At 61.3% G+C, this 15,521-nt stretch carries 11 protein-coding genes; 9 read left to right on the forward strand and 2 right to left on the reverse strand.

The genetic code is table 11. The annotated features are described in order from the left end of the window. The first annotated feature begins 3 nt into the window (after positions 1–3). From LSI54_RS11085 to LSI54_RS11095, 3 genes are read left to right on the forward strand one after another with little or no spacing between them, the layout of a single operon-like run. Positions 4–696 carry an MBL fold metallo-hydrolase gene (locus LSI54_RS11085; protein WP_241478386.1) on the forward strand — a complete coding sequence of 231 codons (693 nt, stop codon included), beginning with the start codon at positions 4–6 and terminating at the stop codon, positions 694–696. Then, on the forward strand, positions 675–3,353 hold the full coding sequence (locus tag LSI54_RS11090; RefSeq protein WP_446740430.1) for a DEAD/DEAH box helicase: 2,679 nt from the start codon (positions 675–677) through the stop codon (positions 3,351–3,353). Before LSI54_RS11085 ends, LSI54_RS11090 begins: the two co-directional genes overlap by 22 nt. After that, positions 3,350–4,729, forward strand: a complete 1,380-nt coding sequence (locus LSI54_RS11095) for an alpha/beta fold hydrolase (RefSeq protein ID WP_241478387.1) — start codon at positions 3,350–3,352, stop codon at positions 4,727–4,729. The genes LSI54_RS11090 and LSI54_RS11095 overlap by 4 nt, the downstream gene beginning before the upstream one ends. A 22-nt stretch (positions 4,730–4,751) precedes the next feature. Here the strand turns inward: LSI54_RS11095 and LSI54_RS11100 are convergent, their stop codons facing one another. Further along, positions 4,752–5,954 (reverse strand): TerC family protein, encoded by a 1,203-nt coding sequence (locus LSI54_RS11100; protein WP_241478388.1) that lies wholly within the window; start codon positions 5,952–5,954, stop codon positions 4,752–4,754. Positions 5,955–7,382: 1,428 nt separating this feature from the next. On the opposite strand from LSI54_RS11100, the gene LSI54_RS11105 reads away from it, so the two are divergent. The 6 genes from LSI54_RS11105 (at position 7,383) to LSI54_RS11130 (ending at position 14,473) form a co-directional block, all read left to right on the forward strand. Next, positions 7,383–8,198 (forward strand): ATP-grasp fold amidoligase family protein, encoded by an 816-nt coding sequence (locus LSI54_RS11105; protein ID WP_241478389.1) that lies wholly within the window; start codon positions 7,383–7,385, stop codon positions 8,196–8,198. After that, positions 8,198–9,721, forward strand: a complete 1,524-nt coding sequence (locus LSI54_RS11110) for a lipopolysaccharide biosynthesis protein (protein WP_274617624.1) — start codon at positions 8,198–8,200, stop codon at positions 9,719–9,721. Before LSI54_RS11105 ends, LSI54_RS11110 begins: the two co-directional genes overlap by 1 nt. Positions 9,722–9,740: 19 nt before the next feature. Then, complete coding sequence (locus LSI54_RS11115; protein WP_241478391.1) at positions 9,741–10,634, forward strand: ATP-grasp fold amidoligase family protein; 894 nt, start codon at positions 9,741–9,743, stop codon at positions 10,632–10,634. Further along, positions 10,631–11,722 carry a glycosyltransferase gene (locus tag LSI54_RS11120; RefSeq protein WP_241478392.1) on the forward strand — a complete coding sequence of 364 codons (1,092 nt, stop codon included), beginning with the start codon at positions 10,631–10,633 and terminating at the stop codon, positions 11,720–11,722. Before LSI54_RS11115 ends, LSI54_RS11120 begins: the two co-directional genes overlap by 4 nt. A gap of 63 nt (positions 11,723–11,785) precedes the next feature. Next, complete coding sequence (locus tag LSI54_RS11125; RefSeq protein ID WP_241478393.1) at positions 11,786–12,853, forward strand: glycosyltransferase; 1,068 nt, start codon at positions 11,786–11,788, stop codon at positions 12,851–12,853. Between the two features lie 612 nt (positions 12,854–13,465). After that, complete coding sequence (locus LSI54_RS11130) at positions 13,466–14,473, forward strand: O-antigen ligase family protein (RefSeq protein WP_241478394.1); 1,008 nt, start codon at positions 13,466–13,468, stop codon at positions 14,471–14,473. A gap of 166 nt (positions 14,474–14,639) precedes the next feature. Here LSI54_RS11130 and LSI54_RS13215 read toward each other — a convergent pair whose 3' ends face one another. After that, a complete protein-coding gene (locus LSI54_RS13215; protein ID WP_241478395.1) occupies positions 14,640–15,245 on the reverse strand; it encodes a transposase in 606 nt (201 codons plus the stop codon). Between the last annotated feature and the right edge of the window lie 276 nt (positions 15,246–15,521).

Here is a 15,521-nt window from a genome sequence, read left to right on the forward strand (position 1 = left end):
CCTATGGCCTCTGACAGTTCTCTGCTCTACGATCTCCCTGCGATCACGCTTCGCCGCATCTCGGTCTCCGAGATGAACAACAACGTGTATCTGCTCACCGCGAAGAAGTCCGGGGTCCAGGTGCTCATCGATGCCGCCGACGACGCCGGGGCCATCCGGGGTCTGCTCGCTGAAGCCGCCCAGGACACGCCCTGCCCGCTGGAGCTGACCGCGGTGCTCACCACGCACTCGCACTGGGATCACATCCGCGCCCTCGAAGAGCTGCTCAATGCCCCGGGGGCCGGAGCTGCAGCAACCTCCGGCCCGGAGTCCGCGGCCGGCGCCGAGGACGCGCCCGCCATCGAGGCCGAGAAGAACGTCACCATCGACCGGCGGCTCAGCCACGGCGAGGTGCTCTCCTATGACGGCGTCGACCTGAAAGTGATCCACCTGCGCGGCCACACCCCCGGGTCTATGGCCTTCGTCTACCGGGTCGAAGACGGCCCCACCCACATCTTCACCGGGGACTCGCTCTTCCCCGGCGGCGTCGGGAAGACCTGGTCGGCCGAAGACTTCGCCACGCTGCTCGACGACGTCGAGGCCCGGCTCTTCGCCGACTACGAGGACGACACGATCATCCACCCCGGCCACGGCGACCCCACGACGTTGGGCGCCGAACGCGCCCAGCTCCCCGCATGGCGGGAACGCGGCTGGTGAGCGCCGTGACCGCCGCCAAGCGGCTGCACAAGCTGGAAACCTCCGCCGATAGTGAAGGCCCCGCCGGACCGGAGGAGCTCTACGCGGCCTTCGAAGCCTGGACCCAGACCCAGGGGCTCACCCTCTACCCCGCCCAGCAGGACGCCATCCTCGAGCTGGCCGACGGCCAGCACGTCATCATGGCCACCCCCACCGGCTCGGGCAAGTCCCTGGTCGCGACCGCGGCGCACTTCTTCGCGCTCTCCCGCGGCGAGCGCAGCGTCTACACCGCCCCGATCAAGGCGCTGGTCTCGGAGAAGTTCTTCTCCCTGGTGGAGATCTTCGGCGCCGAGAACGTCGGGATGGTCACCGGTGACTCCTCGGTCAACGCCGGCGCCCCGATCGTGTGCTGCACCGCGGAGATCCTCGCCAATGAGGCGCTGCGCGACGGCCGCGACGCCAACGTCGGCCCGGTCATCATGGACGAGTTCCACTTCTACGCCGATCCCCAGCGCGGCTGGGCCTGGCAGGTCCCGCTGCTGGAGCTCACCGGCCGCGCCGAGCCCGGCACCCCGGGACACGGCGCCGCCGGCAGCCGGGCGCAGTTCCTGCTGATGTCCGCCACCCTGGGCGACACCTCCCGGTTCGAGGCCCGGCTCAGTGCAGGGACCGGGCGCGACGTCGTCACGGTCTCCAGCGCCGAACGCCCGGTGCCGCTGAGCTACGAGTACTCCACCACCGCGCTGCAGACCAAGCTCGAGGAGCTGGTCACCACCCACCAGGCCCCGGTCTACGTGGTGCACTTCTCCCAGCGCGAGGCGGCCGAGCGCGCCGTCGGCCTGGCCTCGCTCAACGTGGTCTCCAAGGGCGAGCGTGAGGCGATCCGGGTGAAGCTGGAGACCTTCCGCTTCGCCAAGGGCTTCGGCAAGACGCTGAACCGGCTGCTCCGCGCCGGGATCGGGGTCCACCACGCCGGCATGCTGCCCAAATACCGCCGGCTGGTCGAGCAGCTCGCCCAGCAGGGCCTGCTGAAGGTCATCTGCGGCACCGACACCCTCGGGGTCGGGATCAACGTGCCGATCCGCACGGTGCTGCTGACCGCGCTGAGCAAATACGACGGCACCCGCACCCGGCAGCTCAACGCACGCGAGTTCCATCAGATCGCCGGGCGCGCCGGCCGGGCCGGGTTCGACACCCACGGCACCGTGGTGGTCCAGGCGCCGGAGCACGTGATCGAGAACAACGCCTCGATCGAGAAGGCCCGCGCCAAGCACGGCGACGATGAGAAGAAGGTCTCCCAGGCGATCCGCTCGGCCGGGAAGAAGAAGCCCCGCGACGGGTTCGTCTCCTGGAGCGACAAGACCTTCGAACGGATCATCACCGCCACCCCGGAGCCGATGGTCTCCCGGATGAAGGTCAGCTACTCGATGGTGCTGCACCTGCTGGAGCGGCCCGAGGACCCGATCCGGGCGATGCGCCGGATGATCCTCGCCGCCGATGAGACCCCGGCCCGGAAGGCCCAGCTGCAGCGGCAGGGGCTGCAGATCCTGCGCGAGCTGCTCACCGCCGGGGTGCTGGAGCGCTTGGAACGTCCCGATGAGGACGGCCGCACCGTGGACCTGACCCTGGACCTGCAGGACAACTTCGCGCTGAACCAGCCGCTGGCGCCCTTCGCGGTGGCCGCGGTGGAGCTGCTGGACACCGAGTCCGAGTCCTATGCCCACGATGTGATCAGCGTGATCGAGTCGATCCTGGAGACCCCGCACCAGATCACCGGCGCCCAGGTGAAGCAGCTGAAGTCGGAGAAGATCGGCGAGCTCAAGGCCGAAGGCGTGGAGTATGTGGACCGGATGCGGATCCTCGACGAGCTCACCCACCCGCAGCCGCTCGCCGAGCTGCTGACCCAGCAGTTCGAGATCTACCGCACCGGCGCACCCTGGGTCTCCGACTATGCGCTGCAGCCGAAATCGGTGGTCCGCGACATGCTCGAGCGGGCCTTCGACTTCACCACCATGGTCAACCACTACCAGATCGCGCGCTCCGAGGGAGTGCTGCTGCGCTACCTCAGCGACGCCTATAAGGCGCTGAAGCAGACGGTCCCGGAGAACCGGCTCACCGAGGAGCTCGAAGACCTGCTCGCCTGGCTGGGCGAAGTGGTCCGACAGACCGACAGCTCGCTGCTGGAGGAATGGGAGCGGCTGCAGGCCGGCGATGACCCGGAGAAGCTGGCCGAGCTCGCCGCGATGGAGGCTGACATCTCCGCGCTGGATCACCCGGACCGGGTCACCTCCAATGCGCGGGCCTTCAAGGTCATGGTGCGCAACGCCCTGTTCCTGCGCGCGGAGCTCTTCGCCCAGGAGAAGGAGGCGAAGCTCGCCGAGCTCGACGCCGAGCACGGCTGGGACAAGGACCGTTGGGGTCAGGCGCTGGACGCCTACTTCAACATCTACGAGGACCTCTATACCGATGCGCAGTCCCGCGGGCCGAGCCTGGTGCGGATCGACGTCTCTCCGAAGGACACCCCGGACCCGGAGCGCCGCTACTGGCGGGCCGTGCAGGTCCTGGATGACCCGGACTCCCACCACGACTGGGGCATCTACGCCTGGATCGATCTCACCGCCTCGGATGAGACCGGCGGCCCCGTGGTGATCATGGACCGGGTCGGCGAACTGGGATGACCAGTGCGGGGATCAGCGCCGCCGGTTCCGGAACACCTGAGGCCAGTACCGCGGGGGCGACGTCCACGCTGATCGACGGCACCCAGATCACCGATCACTGGCTCGATGTGCCGTTAGACCACCATGCGCCGCTGGAGCACCGGGCGCCCGGGGCTGAGCGGATCCGGATCTACGCGCGGGAGTTCGTCGCCGCGGAGGCCGCCGCGCAGGGCCGGGAACATGTGGAGTCACTCCCCTGGCTGCTGTTCCTGCAGGGCGGCCCCGGCGGGAAGGGAAGTCGACCGGCGAAGCTCGGCGGCTGGATGTCCGAGGCCGGCGCCACGTTCCGGATCCTGATGCTGGATCAGCGCGGCACCGGACTCTCCGCCCCGCTCACCCGGCACTCCCTCGCCGCCCGGGGCGACGCCGCCGCCCAGGCTGCCCACATGCGCCACTTCCGCGCCGATTCGATCGTCAAAGACGCCGAGGCGTTCCGGCGGGCGCTGGGGCTGGCGTCCTGGAGCGTGTTGGGGCAGAGCTTCGGCGGGTTCGCCACGCTGACCTATCTCTCCTTCGCTCACGCTTCGCTGGACCGGGCGCTGATCACCGGCGGCCTGGCGCCGCTCACGGGTCACGCGGACCGGGTCTACCGGGCCACCTACGCCAAGATGCGGGCGCGGAACTATGAGCACTTCGACCGGTTCCCAGAGGACCGCGAGATCCTGGACGCGGTCTTCGCCCACCTTCGTACCCACAAGGTGCAGCTGCTCGACGGGTCCGCGCTGAGCCCTGCCCGGTTCCAGCTGGTTGGGATGCTGCTGGGCGGCAACGCCCGGGCGGACTCGCTGCACTACCTGCTCGAAGAAGCGTTCACCGGGCCGGAGCGGACCGAGCTCTCAGACTCCTTCCTCGCAGCGGTGGGCCAGCAGCTCTCCTTCGCGGCGAACCCGATGTACGCGGTGATGCATGAATCCATCTACGGCCAGCCCGCCAAGGTGACCGATGGACGCGCCTCGACCGGCTGGGCGGCCCAGCGGGTGGGTGCCGAGTTCCCGGAGTTCGACGCGGAGGGCGCCTCTCCCCTGCTGCTGGGTGAGATGATCCTGCGCGAACACCTGCTCCTGGACCCGACGCTCAAGGACCTGGTGGAGGCGGCGGACCTGCTGGCCGCCGTCGAGGACTGGGAGCCGCTCTACGACTTGGCCCAGCTGGGCCGCAACCGGGTGCCCACCGCCGCGGCGCTCTACACCGATGACGTGTATGTGGCGCGGGAGCTCTCCTGGGAGACCGCGGACCTCATCGGCGGGATCAGCGTCTGGGAGACCTCCGAGTTCCACCATGACGGCCTGGGTGACGACGGCGCCCGAGTCTTCGCGGAGCTGCTGAAGCGCACCTGACTCTGGCTCGGTCGAACTGGAGTCAGCGCACGCCGCTGCGCAGACCTCGGGCCTTCTCCAGGAGCGCGAGGTACTGGCCGCGATGTTCGATCAGGTCTTCCTGGTACTTCTCGGGCACCTTCGCCACCTTGGTGGCCCAGTAGTCGTACTTCTGGGCTGTCTGGATCAGGTTGAACTCTCGGTCCGCGGGCGCCATTTCTCGGAGATCCACGTAGCGCTGGGAGTACTTCTCGGCGTTCTGGATGGCGCGCAGCGCCCGGCCCTTCGGTGCCAGCAGCGAGGTGGTCACCGTGATGATCAGGACACCCACGATGACCAGCAGTGAGAGTCCGGTTTCGATCTCGACCACGGAGACGTCTTCGCCGTTGTTGATGAAGAAGAGGTTGTTCTCGTGCAGGGCGTGGATCATCAGCTTGACGCCGATGAAGCCCAGGATCAGGGCCAGGCCGTAGGAGAGGTAGATGAGCCGGTCCAGCAGCCCGTCGATGAGGAAGTACAGCTGACGCAGACCCATCAGCGAGAAGGCGGTGGCGGCGAAGACGATGAACGGTTCCTGGGTGAGCCCGTAGATGGCCGGGATCGAGTCCACGGCGAAGAGCAGGTCGGTGCCGCCGATGGCGAGCATCACCAGCAGCATGGGGGTGAACATCCGCTTGCCGTTGACCCGGGTGGTGATCTTGTCCCCGTGGTATTCCTCGGTGGTGTTCAGGTGCCGGCGTGCGAAGCGGATGAAGAAGTTGTCCGCCTCGTCTCCCCCGGTGTCCCCGGCGAGCTCCTTCTTCAGCAGCTGCCCGGCGGTCATCAGCAGGATGATGCCGAAGAGGTAGAAGACGTCGCTCCAGAGGTTGATCAGCCCGGCGCCGATGAAGATGAACCCGCTGCGCGCGATCAGCGCGAAGACGATGCCGAAGAGCAGCACCTTCTGCTGATACTCGCGGGGGACGTTGAAGCTGCCGATGATGACAAGGAAGACAAAGAGGTTGTCCACTGAGAGCGCCTTCTCGGTGACGTAGCCGGCGTAGTACTCGGTGGCCATCTCCGGGTGGCCCAGGACGAAGAAGCCCAGTCCGAAGAGCAGCGCGACGCCCACGTAGAAGGAAGACCAGAGGGCGGCCTCTTTGATGGTGGGGGTGTGCGCCTTGCGCACGTGGAAGACGAAGTCGAAGAGCAGCAAGCCGATGATCAGCGCTAGCGTGACGGTCCAGATCAGTGGGGAGATCTCCATGAAGGAGCCTTTCGCGAAGGAGGGTACAACCATGTCCTCGCGAGTCTCTCCGCCTGAGTCCAGGCCTCTGTGTCCGGCGAGGCGACGATGCCCCGCGTGCTGACGACCACAGTGTTAGGGATACTCCCCCACGCTTGGATGATGATACACCGGTCCGGCGATTACCACTGGGACCCTAGGATCATGCAAAAATCGGCGCAGAAAGACGTTCGCCCAGCTGAGCTAGACCCGCCGGCCATGAATCGCAGGACCTCCCTTGTCAGTGCACTGAGGCGTGCGATTGCGCACAGAGCTAATTGCGGGCACCCGGCCAGTGAGCCAGTCCTCTACCGCACAGTTCTCGGGGCAAGTTCGGGAGCCCTACACCTAGAGCGTGACGAAGCCTCCCCGCTGACCGGGGGACAATCTTCTGCCAGCACACGCGGTAGATCCAATACTCGAGCAGCGACCTCAAACCACAAAGGACGGAGCCGAAGACGAGAATTAAGAAATCACGCTGCGTCCTTGGGCAACCGACCTGCCAGGAGGTACCGGCAATCGCAGCTCCAGATGAGGCCGAAGTCCCGCCTGCCTGCGAGCTCTCACTGACAACCGCTTCTCAGATTCGAAACCGTTCGGAGATTCGCCGTCACTGGAGCACCACGGTTGGGAATCGCACCAGGCCGATGCCCAGCACCGACGGTCAAGACGAGCGCGTCCACCCGGTTGCAGTAGACCGCCGCGTCATATTGCTTCTAAGTCTCGAACACCAGTTCCTCCCAATTGCGGTCAACAACTCAGCGCAATAGGGATGGCAGTGACTTCTACTTCCCGGAGCACGCCGCAACACCTCGGCACTGAGCGCCAGCGCGGTACTTTCATGTCATCCTCGGAGGGGCAAGACGATCATCCGACCACCGTCGAAACCTTCGCAGGGGCGCCGATCAGAGCCCCTCAGTGGAGAAGAACGGATGCACACCCGGAACCATCGCTGCTACCCCAGTTCCCCACGTCCCGGATACAAGACCCCAGCCACTCAACGAATAGCCCTGGGCGAACTGAGGATTAGGCGAGTCTTGTCGAAGGCATCTATAATTCGGGATATCGATAAACCCCCGGACATGCGGATTTGATACAAGCACAACGGTTAGGGAGCGCGACCGTTTCAGGGGCGCCCTCAGGCGACCGGCATCGCAGTACGTCCTGTAAATCCCGCGGGGAGAAGGTTCAGACAATGGAAACAACTTGTCTAACGGCATTTATGGGCCAATCTGGACGCTTTCTAAAGGCTCATCCGCCACACCCGGAAAGGGCGCAACTCAGCTGATGAATGGCAACCAATATCCGCGAATTATTAAGCGCCTTTCCAGGCTAATACCGGATCACCTATACATTCAGTTGCGCTACTTAATGAAGTTCCACCGGTTTTGCAATCTACGGAAACCTCAGATGTTCAGCGAAAAGCTCCAGTGGCTCAAGCTTCACGACCGCCGGTCGATCTACACCACGATGGTCGACAAGTACGAGGTGAAGAACTGGATTTCGAATCGCATCGGCGAGTCCTACGTCGTTCCAAATTTGGGCGTATGGGACTCGTTCGACCAGATCGACCTCGACACGTTGCCGGAGCAATTCGTCCTGAAGTGCACACATGACTCCGGTGGACTGGCCATCTGCAACGATCGTGACACCTTCGACGTGACTGCGGCGTGGGAGAAGATTGAGAAATCGCTAGCGCGCAATTACTATTACAGCGGTCGAGAGTGGCCGTACCGTGATGTCAAGCCACGCATCCTTGCGGAGGTCTACCTGCCGGCCTGGGAGCCGGAGGGCACCAAATCCGACACAAAGATCGAGACACTAGCGGACCAGATCGAAGCTGGCATGACCGACTATAAATTCTACTGCTTCAACGGCGAGCCAAAGTTCTTGTACGTGTCTCAAGGTCTGCACGATCACGAGACAGCGAAGATGATCTTTCTCACGTGTGACTGGGAGCCCACTGGGTTCGCCCGACCCGATTACCTTCATTTCGATGCAGTCCCCCCAAAACCATCGACGCTGGACGAGATGCTCGCAATTGCTCGCCGACTCTCTGAGGATATTCCGTTTGTCCGAGTTGACCTCTTCGAACACTTCGGGCGTGTGTTGTTTTCCGAAATGACGTTCCATCCGGTTTCGGGCATGATGCCGATTGAGCCAAATTCAGCTGACGTCGAGATCGGGCGGTATCTTGAGCTAGCGCACGTAGATGCGACTCGATGATGCCACGCTCACCTGACGCGCTTCTGAGTGCAGACAGTCCAGGACTCGGCCTCGTTCGCGGGGATCTCAGCGGCAAAACGCGCAACGCAGCTAAGTGGTCCATCATAACCGAAGTGGCCGCTAAGATTGTTACACCGGTCACGCAGCTGGTTCTGGCCAGAATTTTGGCTCCAGAGGCGTTCGGTGTATTGGCGCTTGTCATAATGGTCGCGAGTTTCGCTGAGATGCTCGCCGATGCAGGATTTCAGAAGTATCTCGTCCAGCACGAATTCCAGGACCAAACGGACCTCTACCGGTCGGCTAATGTCGCGTTCTGGTCGAGCATGTCGATCGCGGTCATTTTGCTGCTTCTCATCGTGCTGTTCCGGGATGGAATCGCGTCGATGGTGGGCGCTCCAGGTCTCGGTATTCCGATTGCGGTCACCGCGCTATCTCTCCCGATGGCCGTCTTCGTTAGCACGCAGCAGGCGCTATTCCGGCGCGCTTTCGAGTACAAAAAGTTGCTCCCGATCCGGATCGTCGTAGCCCTCATCCCTTTGGTGGTGTCCGTACCGCTCGCGTATGGAGGCCTTGACTTCTGGGCGCTCATCATTGGCGTGCTCTCCGCCAATCTGTTGAACGCGCTCGCAATGACTGTGATCTCGCCGTGGAAACCCGGGCTCTTCTTTTCGTTCTCGCTGTTAAGGAAGATGTTCTCCTTCAGCGGATGGTCGCTGCTCGAAGCCATCTCCATCTGGGCAACGCTCTGGGCAGGGACCTTCATCGTAGGGAGCGTCCTGACCCCCCACGAACTGGGTCTATATCGACAACCAATCCTTGTAGTCAACTCCGCCTTCGCGGTGATCACTAGCGCAACTACCCCCATCCTGTTCGCAGCCCTGTCCCGACTTCAGGCGAACCCCCGCAAGTTCCGCCAGTTCTTCTTCCGCGTCCAGTTACCCGTGGCGCTCGTGATTTTCCCTATGGGGGTGGGGGCCTTCTTCTACCGAGACTTCCTAACCGACCTGCTCTTCGGACCGAAATGGAATGAAGCGGCACTCATGTTCGGGGCCTGGGCGTTCACCAGCAGCCTGAGCATTGTTCTCTCCCACTATTGCAGCGAGATTTTCCGATCCCTGGGCCGGCCTCGAGTGTCCTTTCTGTCACAGTGTCTCTACATGGTGGTGATGATCCCGGCACTCTATATCGCGGCCCACGATGGGTTCGTCACCTTGGTGATCGTGGGCGCCGCAGTGCGCCTGGTCGGTATCGCGATTAGCCAGTTACTGACTTTTATTGTTGCCGATATCGGATTCTTGCAGGTGATGAAGAACCTCTACGCGCCGCTGCTCGCGTCCGCGCTGATGGCGGTCGCTGCCTGGTGGCTGGCTGGCCTCGCTGACGGCCACTGGGGTTGGTCCTCCCTGGGCGTCCTCGCCTGCGCGCTCATCTACGGCCTCGCATGCCTCTGCTTCCCGCGCACACGCTCACTCATTGCGGGCACCGCCACTGCTACGCTCAACCGGCTAAGGCGGGCTCCATGACCTACGATCGAGAGAGAATATGAGCAGCAGCAAACTTCTGAAACCGGCGAAACAGTTGCTTCGCGTTATTCCCGCACGGGCATACATCCAGCTGTACTATTTCGCGAAGTTCGGCAAAGTCTGCGACCTACGCAACCCGTCCACGTTCAACGAGAAACTGCAGTGGCTGAAGGTGAACTACAGGCTCCCGGAACACTCGAACCTGGTCGACAAGTATGCAGTCAAGAAGATCGTTGCCGACGAGATCGGCGAGGAGCACGTGATCCCCACCCTTGCTGTGTATGAATCGGCCGAGGACATCGATTTTGATACGTTGCCCGAATCCTTCGTCCTGAAGTGCACACACGATTCCGAGGGCGTCGCCCTGGTGAAGAATAAGAGCTGTGTCGACGTGACGGAGATTCGGAGCAGGCTCCGTTTAGCTCTCAAGCAGAACTTCTACTACATCGGACGCGAGCCGCACTATCGTCACGTTGCGCCGCGGATCATTGCAGAGCCGTTTATCAAAGATGACCAGCATGACCAGTTGCTTGACTATAAGTTCTTCTGCTTCGACGGCGAGGTAAAGGCAATATTTATTGCGTCAGGCCGCGGTTCGGAAAGTATGAAATTTGACTACTTCGATGCGGATTTCAACTCGCTAGAAATTCGTCAATCGTATCCAAACTCTAAGGTCCCGCCTGCGAAGCCCAATGGCTACGAGAAAATGCTCGATATCGCGAAAAAGCTGTCGAAGGGGCATCCACACGTGCGGGTTGACCTCTACGAGGTTAACGGGCACGTCTATTTCGGTGAGTTGACGTTCTTCCACTTCAGCGGTTTCGCGCCTTTCAGGCCGTCAAAATGGGATGAAATCTGGGGAGGATGGCTAAATTTGCCCGAAAAAGCCAATCCTCTGGTTGGTGCGCCATGACGCGAAAAGTCGTCTTTTTTACGACTGGAATGACTGCTGGCGGTGCGGAACGGGTCGTCGCGACGCTGGCGAACGCCCTGGATTCCCGCGGGTTTGAGGTTGTTATCGCAATGGTTAAAGGTGAGGAGAGCGCTTACGACCTCCCGCCTGGGGTGCGGCTCCGCTCCGCAAACTTGAACCCAGGGCTGCGGAACCTGCCTGCAGCGATCCAGTTCTACAGGCAGCTACTCCGCGAGGAGAGTCCAGATGTGGTGGCTTCGTTCTCCACTAAGTCCGATATCATTGCCCTTATATTCAGACTTCTGTTTCGCTCAGAGAGCCAGCTCATCGTCTCGGATCGGGCTGATCCCTATACTCGAAACCGCCGACTCCAGCTTGCATGCAACGTCTTGTACCGGTGGTCCGACGGCCTTGTCTGCCAGAGCGAGAGTGTTGCAGATTACTATAGGAAAAGATGCAAGCGTGCCAGCATTTTTGTCATACCGAATCCGCTCAGCGAGGACAGCGTCGGCGAGACAACGAAGAAGTGCCGTAGTCGGACCGTCATCGCAGTGGGGCGCCTGTCAGAGCAAAAAAACCATAGGCTAGCCATCAGCGCCTTTAAGCGCATCAGGGAGAGATTCCCGGAGCTCACAATGAAGATCTACGGCTCCGGCCCCCTGGAGAATGAGCTAACTGAGATGATCCGCATGGCGGACTTGGAAGACAATGTGACGCTAGAGGGCGTAGTACCAAACGTCATGCGCCAACATAGCGATGCGGCGCTCTTTCTGTTCACGTCGAATTACGAGGGTTATCCGAACGCCCTAATGGAAGCCGCGGCGGCGGGTATCCCGACGGTCACAACGGACTTCTCCCCCGGTACGGCCCGAGAGATTATCGAGGACGGCGTGAACGGATACGTCGTCCCCGTCGGGGGTGAGGATGAGGCAGTGGAAGCATCCATTAAGGCGCTATCGGGAAAGCTCGACCTAGCGGAAGTCATCGCAGCCTCTCAACGTGTACGAAAACGGCATCGGACCGAACTCATCCTGGAGTCGTGGCTGAACGTCTTTGGTCCGTTGGGACGGAAGAGACTGCCGCTCTGAGAGAATGGGCATGTATTGATGGGAGGGCTTGGACGTCCTCATATATTGGAGGCTGGCAACCGTATGAGCTTGAAGCTTCTCTTCGTGAACGCGAGTCTCACCGACGGGGGATCCGAAAGGGCGATGTCGCTCGTCGCTCAGACGCTTGCGACACGTGGCCACGACGTCACAATGGCGCTAGTACGTGAGAAAGAATCCACCTATCCGATCGACCCGAGCGTCCTGATCGCTCAGTTTCGGTATCGTGCAAGAGGGAAAATCGGGAAGTCTCTCGAGCGTGTGCGCCAGCTTAGGAGTGCGATCAAGTCGAGAGATTATGACTACGTGGTGTGTTACATGTGGGATCTTAACATCACCACCTTGATCGCCTCGCTCGGCCTAAGGAAGCGTGTCATTGTCTCAGAGCGTGCCTTCCCCGGGACCTCCACGCGGAGCCGCCTCACTCGCCTCTTGGAGGATCTGTCATATCGGTTAGCATTCCGCATCGTTTACCAGACGCGAGATGCGCAGGCCTTCTGTCCGCCGAAGCTCATGAGCAGGAGCGTCGTCGTGCCGAACATGGTGGAGGCGCGCGAGGCAGACGCCTACAAGGGTGAGCGGCACAAGCGCGTTGTCTCAATAGGGAGGCTGGGTGCTCAGAAGAACTTCCCACTCTTGCTGCGCTCTTTCGCCCGATTCATCGAGACGAACCCAGAGTGGACGCTGGAGATTTACGGCAGGGGTGCTCTCGAGAATGAGTTGAGAGCACTCGCGGATGAGCTGGGGATCCGAGACTCTGTCGTATTCGCTGGTTATGTCGATGACATCGCGGACCGTATCCGGACTGCGGGAATGTTCGTTCTCTCGTCTGACTTCGAAGGGATCTCGAATGCCATGTCCGAGGCGATGGCGCTCGGGCTGCCAGTCGTGTGCACGGACTGCCCAGTTGGAGGGGCATCCCTGCTGATCGACGACCGCGTGAGTGGGTTACTTGTGCCTGTCCGTGACGAGGACGCAATGACTGCGGCGATGCTAGATGTCGGGACAGACCCGGTTCTCGCCAAGACGATCTCAAATGGCGCCCAGGCGTCCGTAGCAAGGTTCACGCCTGAGCGGGTGGCGAGCATATGGGAGAAGGGCGTACTGTGCTGAACTTTCCCGATGGCACCGTCATCGGCGAAGAGTCTGTTCCTGGGTTCCGACTTCACGAGATCATCGCCCCAGACGGCGAACTGATCTTCGCACGCCACGCATTCGGCGGCAGACTCGACGGTAACAATTTCATTCTGCCGACAGAGATCAAGAGCCGTATGAAAGCCCGCGCGAGCGGAAATGGGCCACGGAAGCTCACTGTGTCAAGGATCGCTGCGCCCGCGGCTTGTATCCGGCGCACCCACGAGTTCCACCTCAACACGAATGCGCCTTCCATTTCTCACGACCGGCGAGCGGCAGTGAGGACAGGCGTCTCCGACTTGGGAGTCTCACCTGCCGGAAAACATCAAGTCGCAAGGGCAGGGCTCGTTGACTGACACAGCACACCCCCGATCCACTATCCGCCGAGCGAGTACTCGGCTAAATAACCGCTCGAACAGTAGTCAAAGAAGAATCGTCCTGCTGCTCGCCCTCCTCGCATTTCCTCTTTTCCTCTCCGTGGACCTCAGCCCCCTCTCAGTCGCTCTCGAGAACTTGATCACCGGATGGAAAATCCTGAGCGCCGGGGTAATCTTCTGCTGGTACGTCCATCGGCTATTGGGGCGCAAGCACATGCCCGCTCATATCCTGTCGATCGCGCTGGTTATGTTCGCATTTCTGGTCTCGACTTTAGCGAATTCTGGGAGTGTAGAACGGTACTTGGTCGTGTGGGGTGGTTTCTTCGCCGTGGCCCTATTGGTCGAGGCGACGTTTAGAGAACGGCCCCTTCAACTTCTGCTTGCATTGAAGATCGTACTTGGAACCCTGGCAGTCGTGAACTGCGCCACCGTTTTGGCTCAGCCCGAAGGCCTCTGGTCATCACCCATCGAAGGGTACTGGCTTCTCGGGCATCGTAATAACTTTGGAACACCCTTAATCGCTGCTCTCGTTGTGAGCGCAGCGTACGACCTCCTGTCGCGCCAACGTCTGACGATCGCCACCCTCTTGATTGGTGTGGCGTCGTTTATGTCTGTCGTCCTGACATGGTCCGCGAGCTCCGTTCTAACCATGGCGATGACGATCGGCGCTGTACTCCTGGTCGCACTTACCAGAGCAGGACTCAGAGGCGCTAAGCCCTTTCTACTGCTGGTGCTGTACGCGGCCCTCAATATTGGAATTGTCGTCTTCCAGGTCCAAGAGCGCGTGAGCGGTTTCATTACCAATGTTCTTGACCGTTCTGCAGACCTGACAGGTCGGACAAGAATTTGGGAGATCGTCTTCGACATGATCCGAGAGTCACCGCTTATCGGTCACGGCGTGCAACGCTCAGAAAACAACGGTCTCACGATATATAATCCGCACTTCGTTCACGCGCACAACGGAGAACTTGATATTCTTATGCAAGGGGGACTCCTTGCTTTTATACCCTTCGTGATAATGATTATTATCACCACTAGAAACGCATCTCACTACTACAGTAATCGCGCGGTGCAAATCCTATATATAGGTCTGATTCTTGTCATGCTAAGAGCAATCACAGGTCTTTTCTTCAGCCCCTACGCGGTGCTTCTTGTATTCCTGCTGTTGAACTCGCAGACAATAGCGAGGATATATAATGAAACAAGCTCCCCCCAGGTCTGAAGGATATTTTCATGCGTGATATTGCCTTCGTCGTTTCCGTCAAGCCAAGGGACACCCACACGGGGCTGGGATTGACGGCCCCCGAAGAGAGCGACTGGACCCAGAAACGCGGAGAGAGTTCCCGCTCTTGTCGAGCCAATTCCAGGGGATGCCACTATGGTTTTTGTCAAGCCGCTAGGGAGTGTTCTGATGCGGCCGGTGAGGCTGGGTCTCGGTAAAGAGTCCCGTCGCGCAGCATCGCGTAAAGGGTGTCCAAACAGCACCGGCCCAGCGCGATGATGGCCTGCCTGTGCCGCTTTCCCTCGGCGATCTTCCGGTCGTAGTAAGCCCTCGAGGGCAGATGGTGCAGGGCCGCGAACGCTGAGTTGTAGAGACTCGATTTCAGACGCTTGTTCCCGCCGCGGTTGGCGAACTCCCCGCGGATGGAAGTCCCGGAACGAAGCGTGGTGGGCGCAATTCCCGCGTAGGAGACCAGTGGCCTGCGCTCTTGAAGTCTTTGCCCACGACTTCGGTGAGGATCCTGGCGGCGGTGCTGACTCGGACTGAAGGGCATCGAAGTCAGGACCTGGCAAAGAGGCTGGGCCTCCACCTGGGCCAGGACCCTGGCCCGCTGCCGAGTGAGGTCTTGAATCTGCTGGGCCAGGATCGGCACGATCGTCGCGGCTGCTCCGGTGCCGGCGACCACCACAGTCTGGGCCTCCAGAGCGGAGAAGATCTCCTTGGCGACTCGCTCGGCCAGTCGGGGGTTGTGCTTCTTGACCCGGTTGCACACATTGCCTCGACCCGCAGTCTTCCATCGTTGCGGGGACGGTCAGGTGGCCAGCGCGTCGAGGACCCCGACCTGGTGCAGATGGGCTCCCACTGCGCGTTCCAACGCCAGATGGATCTGAGTGAGTAACCCGAGCAGCCGGTTCCTGGCAAGGGTCTGCTGACGGTTTAGTTGACCTCGGGGTTTACGTCGCCAGAGCGACGGTCGTTTTGTAAACGGTCTCGTATTCAACCGGGGTCAGCTTACCCAGACGCCGCTGTCGACGACGCCGGTGATAAG

The organism is Nesterenkonia sp. AY15, assembly GCF_022565855.1.
GTDB lineage: Bacteria > Actinomycetota > Actinomycetes > Actinomycetales > Micrococcaceae > Nesterenkonia.

What these genes read in the sequence shown, in the direction of transcription:
- LSI54_RS11085 (WP_241478386.1), top strand. Translation starts at nt 4, where the DNA reads ATGGCCTCTGACAGTTCTCTGCTCTACGATCTCCCTGCGATCACGCTT.
- LSI54_RS11130 (WP_241478394.1), top strand. Translation starts at nt 13,466, where the DNA reads ATGCCCGCTCATATCCTGTCGATCGCGCTGGTTATGTTCGCATTTCTG.
- LSI54_RS11125 (WP_241478393.1), top strand. Translation starts at nt 11,786, where the DNA reads ATGAGCTTGAAGCTTCTCTTCGTGAACGCGAGTCTCACCGACGGGGGA.
- LSI54_RS11105 (WP_241478389.1), top strand. Translation starts at nt 7,383, where the DNA reads ATGTTCAGCGAAAAGCTCCAGTGGCTCAAGCTTCACGACCGCCGGTCG.
- LSI54_RS11120 (WP_241478392.1), top strand. Translation starts at nt 10,631, where the DNA reads ATGACGCGAAAAGTCGTCTTTTTTACGACTGGAATGACTGCTGGCGGT.
- LSI54_RS11090 (WP_446740430.1), top strand. Translation starts at nt 675, where the DNA reads ATGGCGGGAACGCGGCTGGTGAGCGCCGTGACCGCCGCCAAGCGGCTG.
- LSI54_RS11110 (WP_274617624.1), top strand. Translation starts at nt 8,198, where the DNA reads ATGCCACGCTCACCTGACGCGCTTCTGAGTGCAGACAGTCCAGGACTC.
- LSI54_RS11095 (WP_241478387.1), top strand. Translation starts at nt 3,350, where the DNA reads ATGACCAGTGCGGGGATCAGCGCCGCCGGTTCCGGAACACCTGAGGCC.
- LSI54_RS11100 (WP_241478388.1), bottom strand. Translation starts at nt 5,954, where the DNA reads ATGGAGATCTCCCCACTGATCTGGACCGTCACGCTAGCGCTGATCATC.
- LSI54_RS11115 (WP_241478391.1), top strand. Translation starts at nt 9,741, where the DNA reads ATGAGCAGCAGCAAACTTCTGAAACCGGCGAAACAGTTGCTTCGCGTT.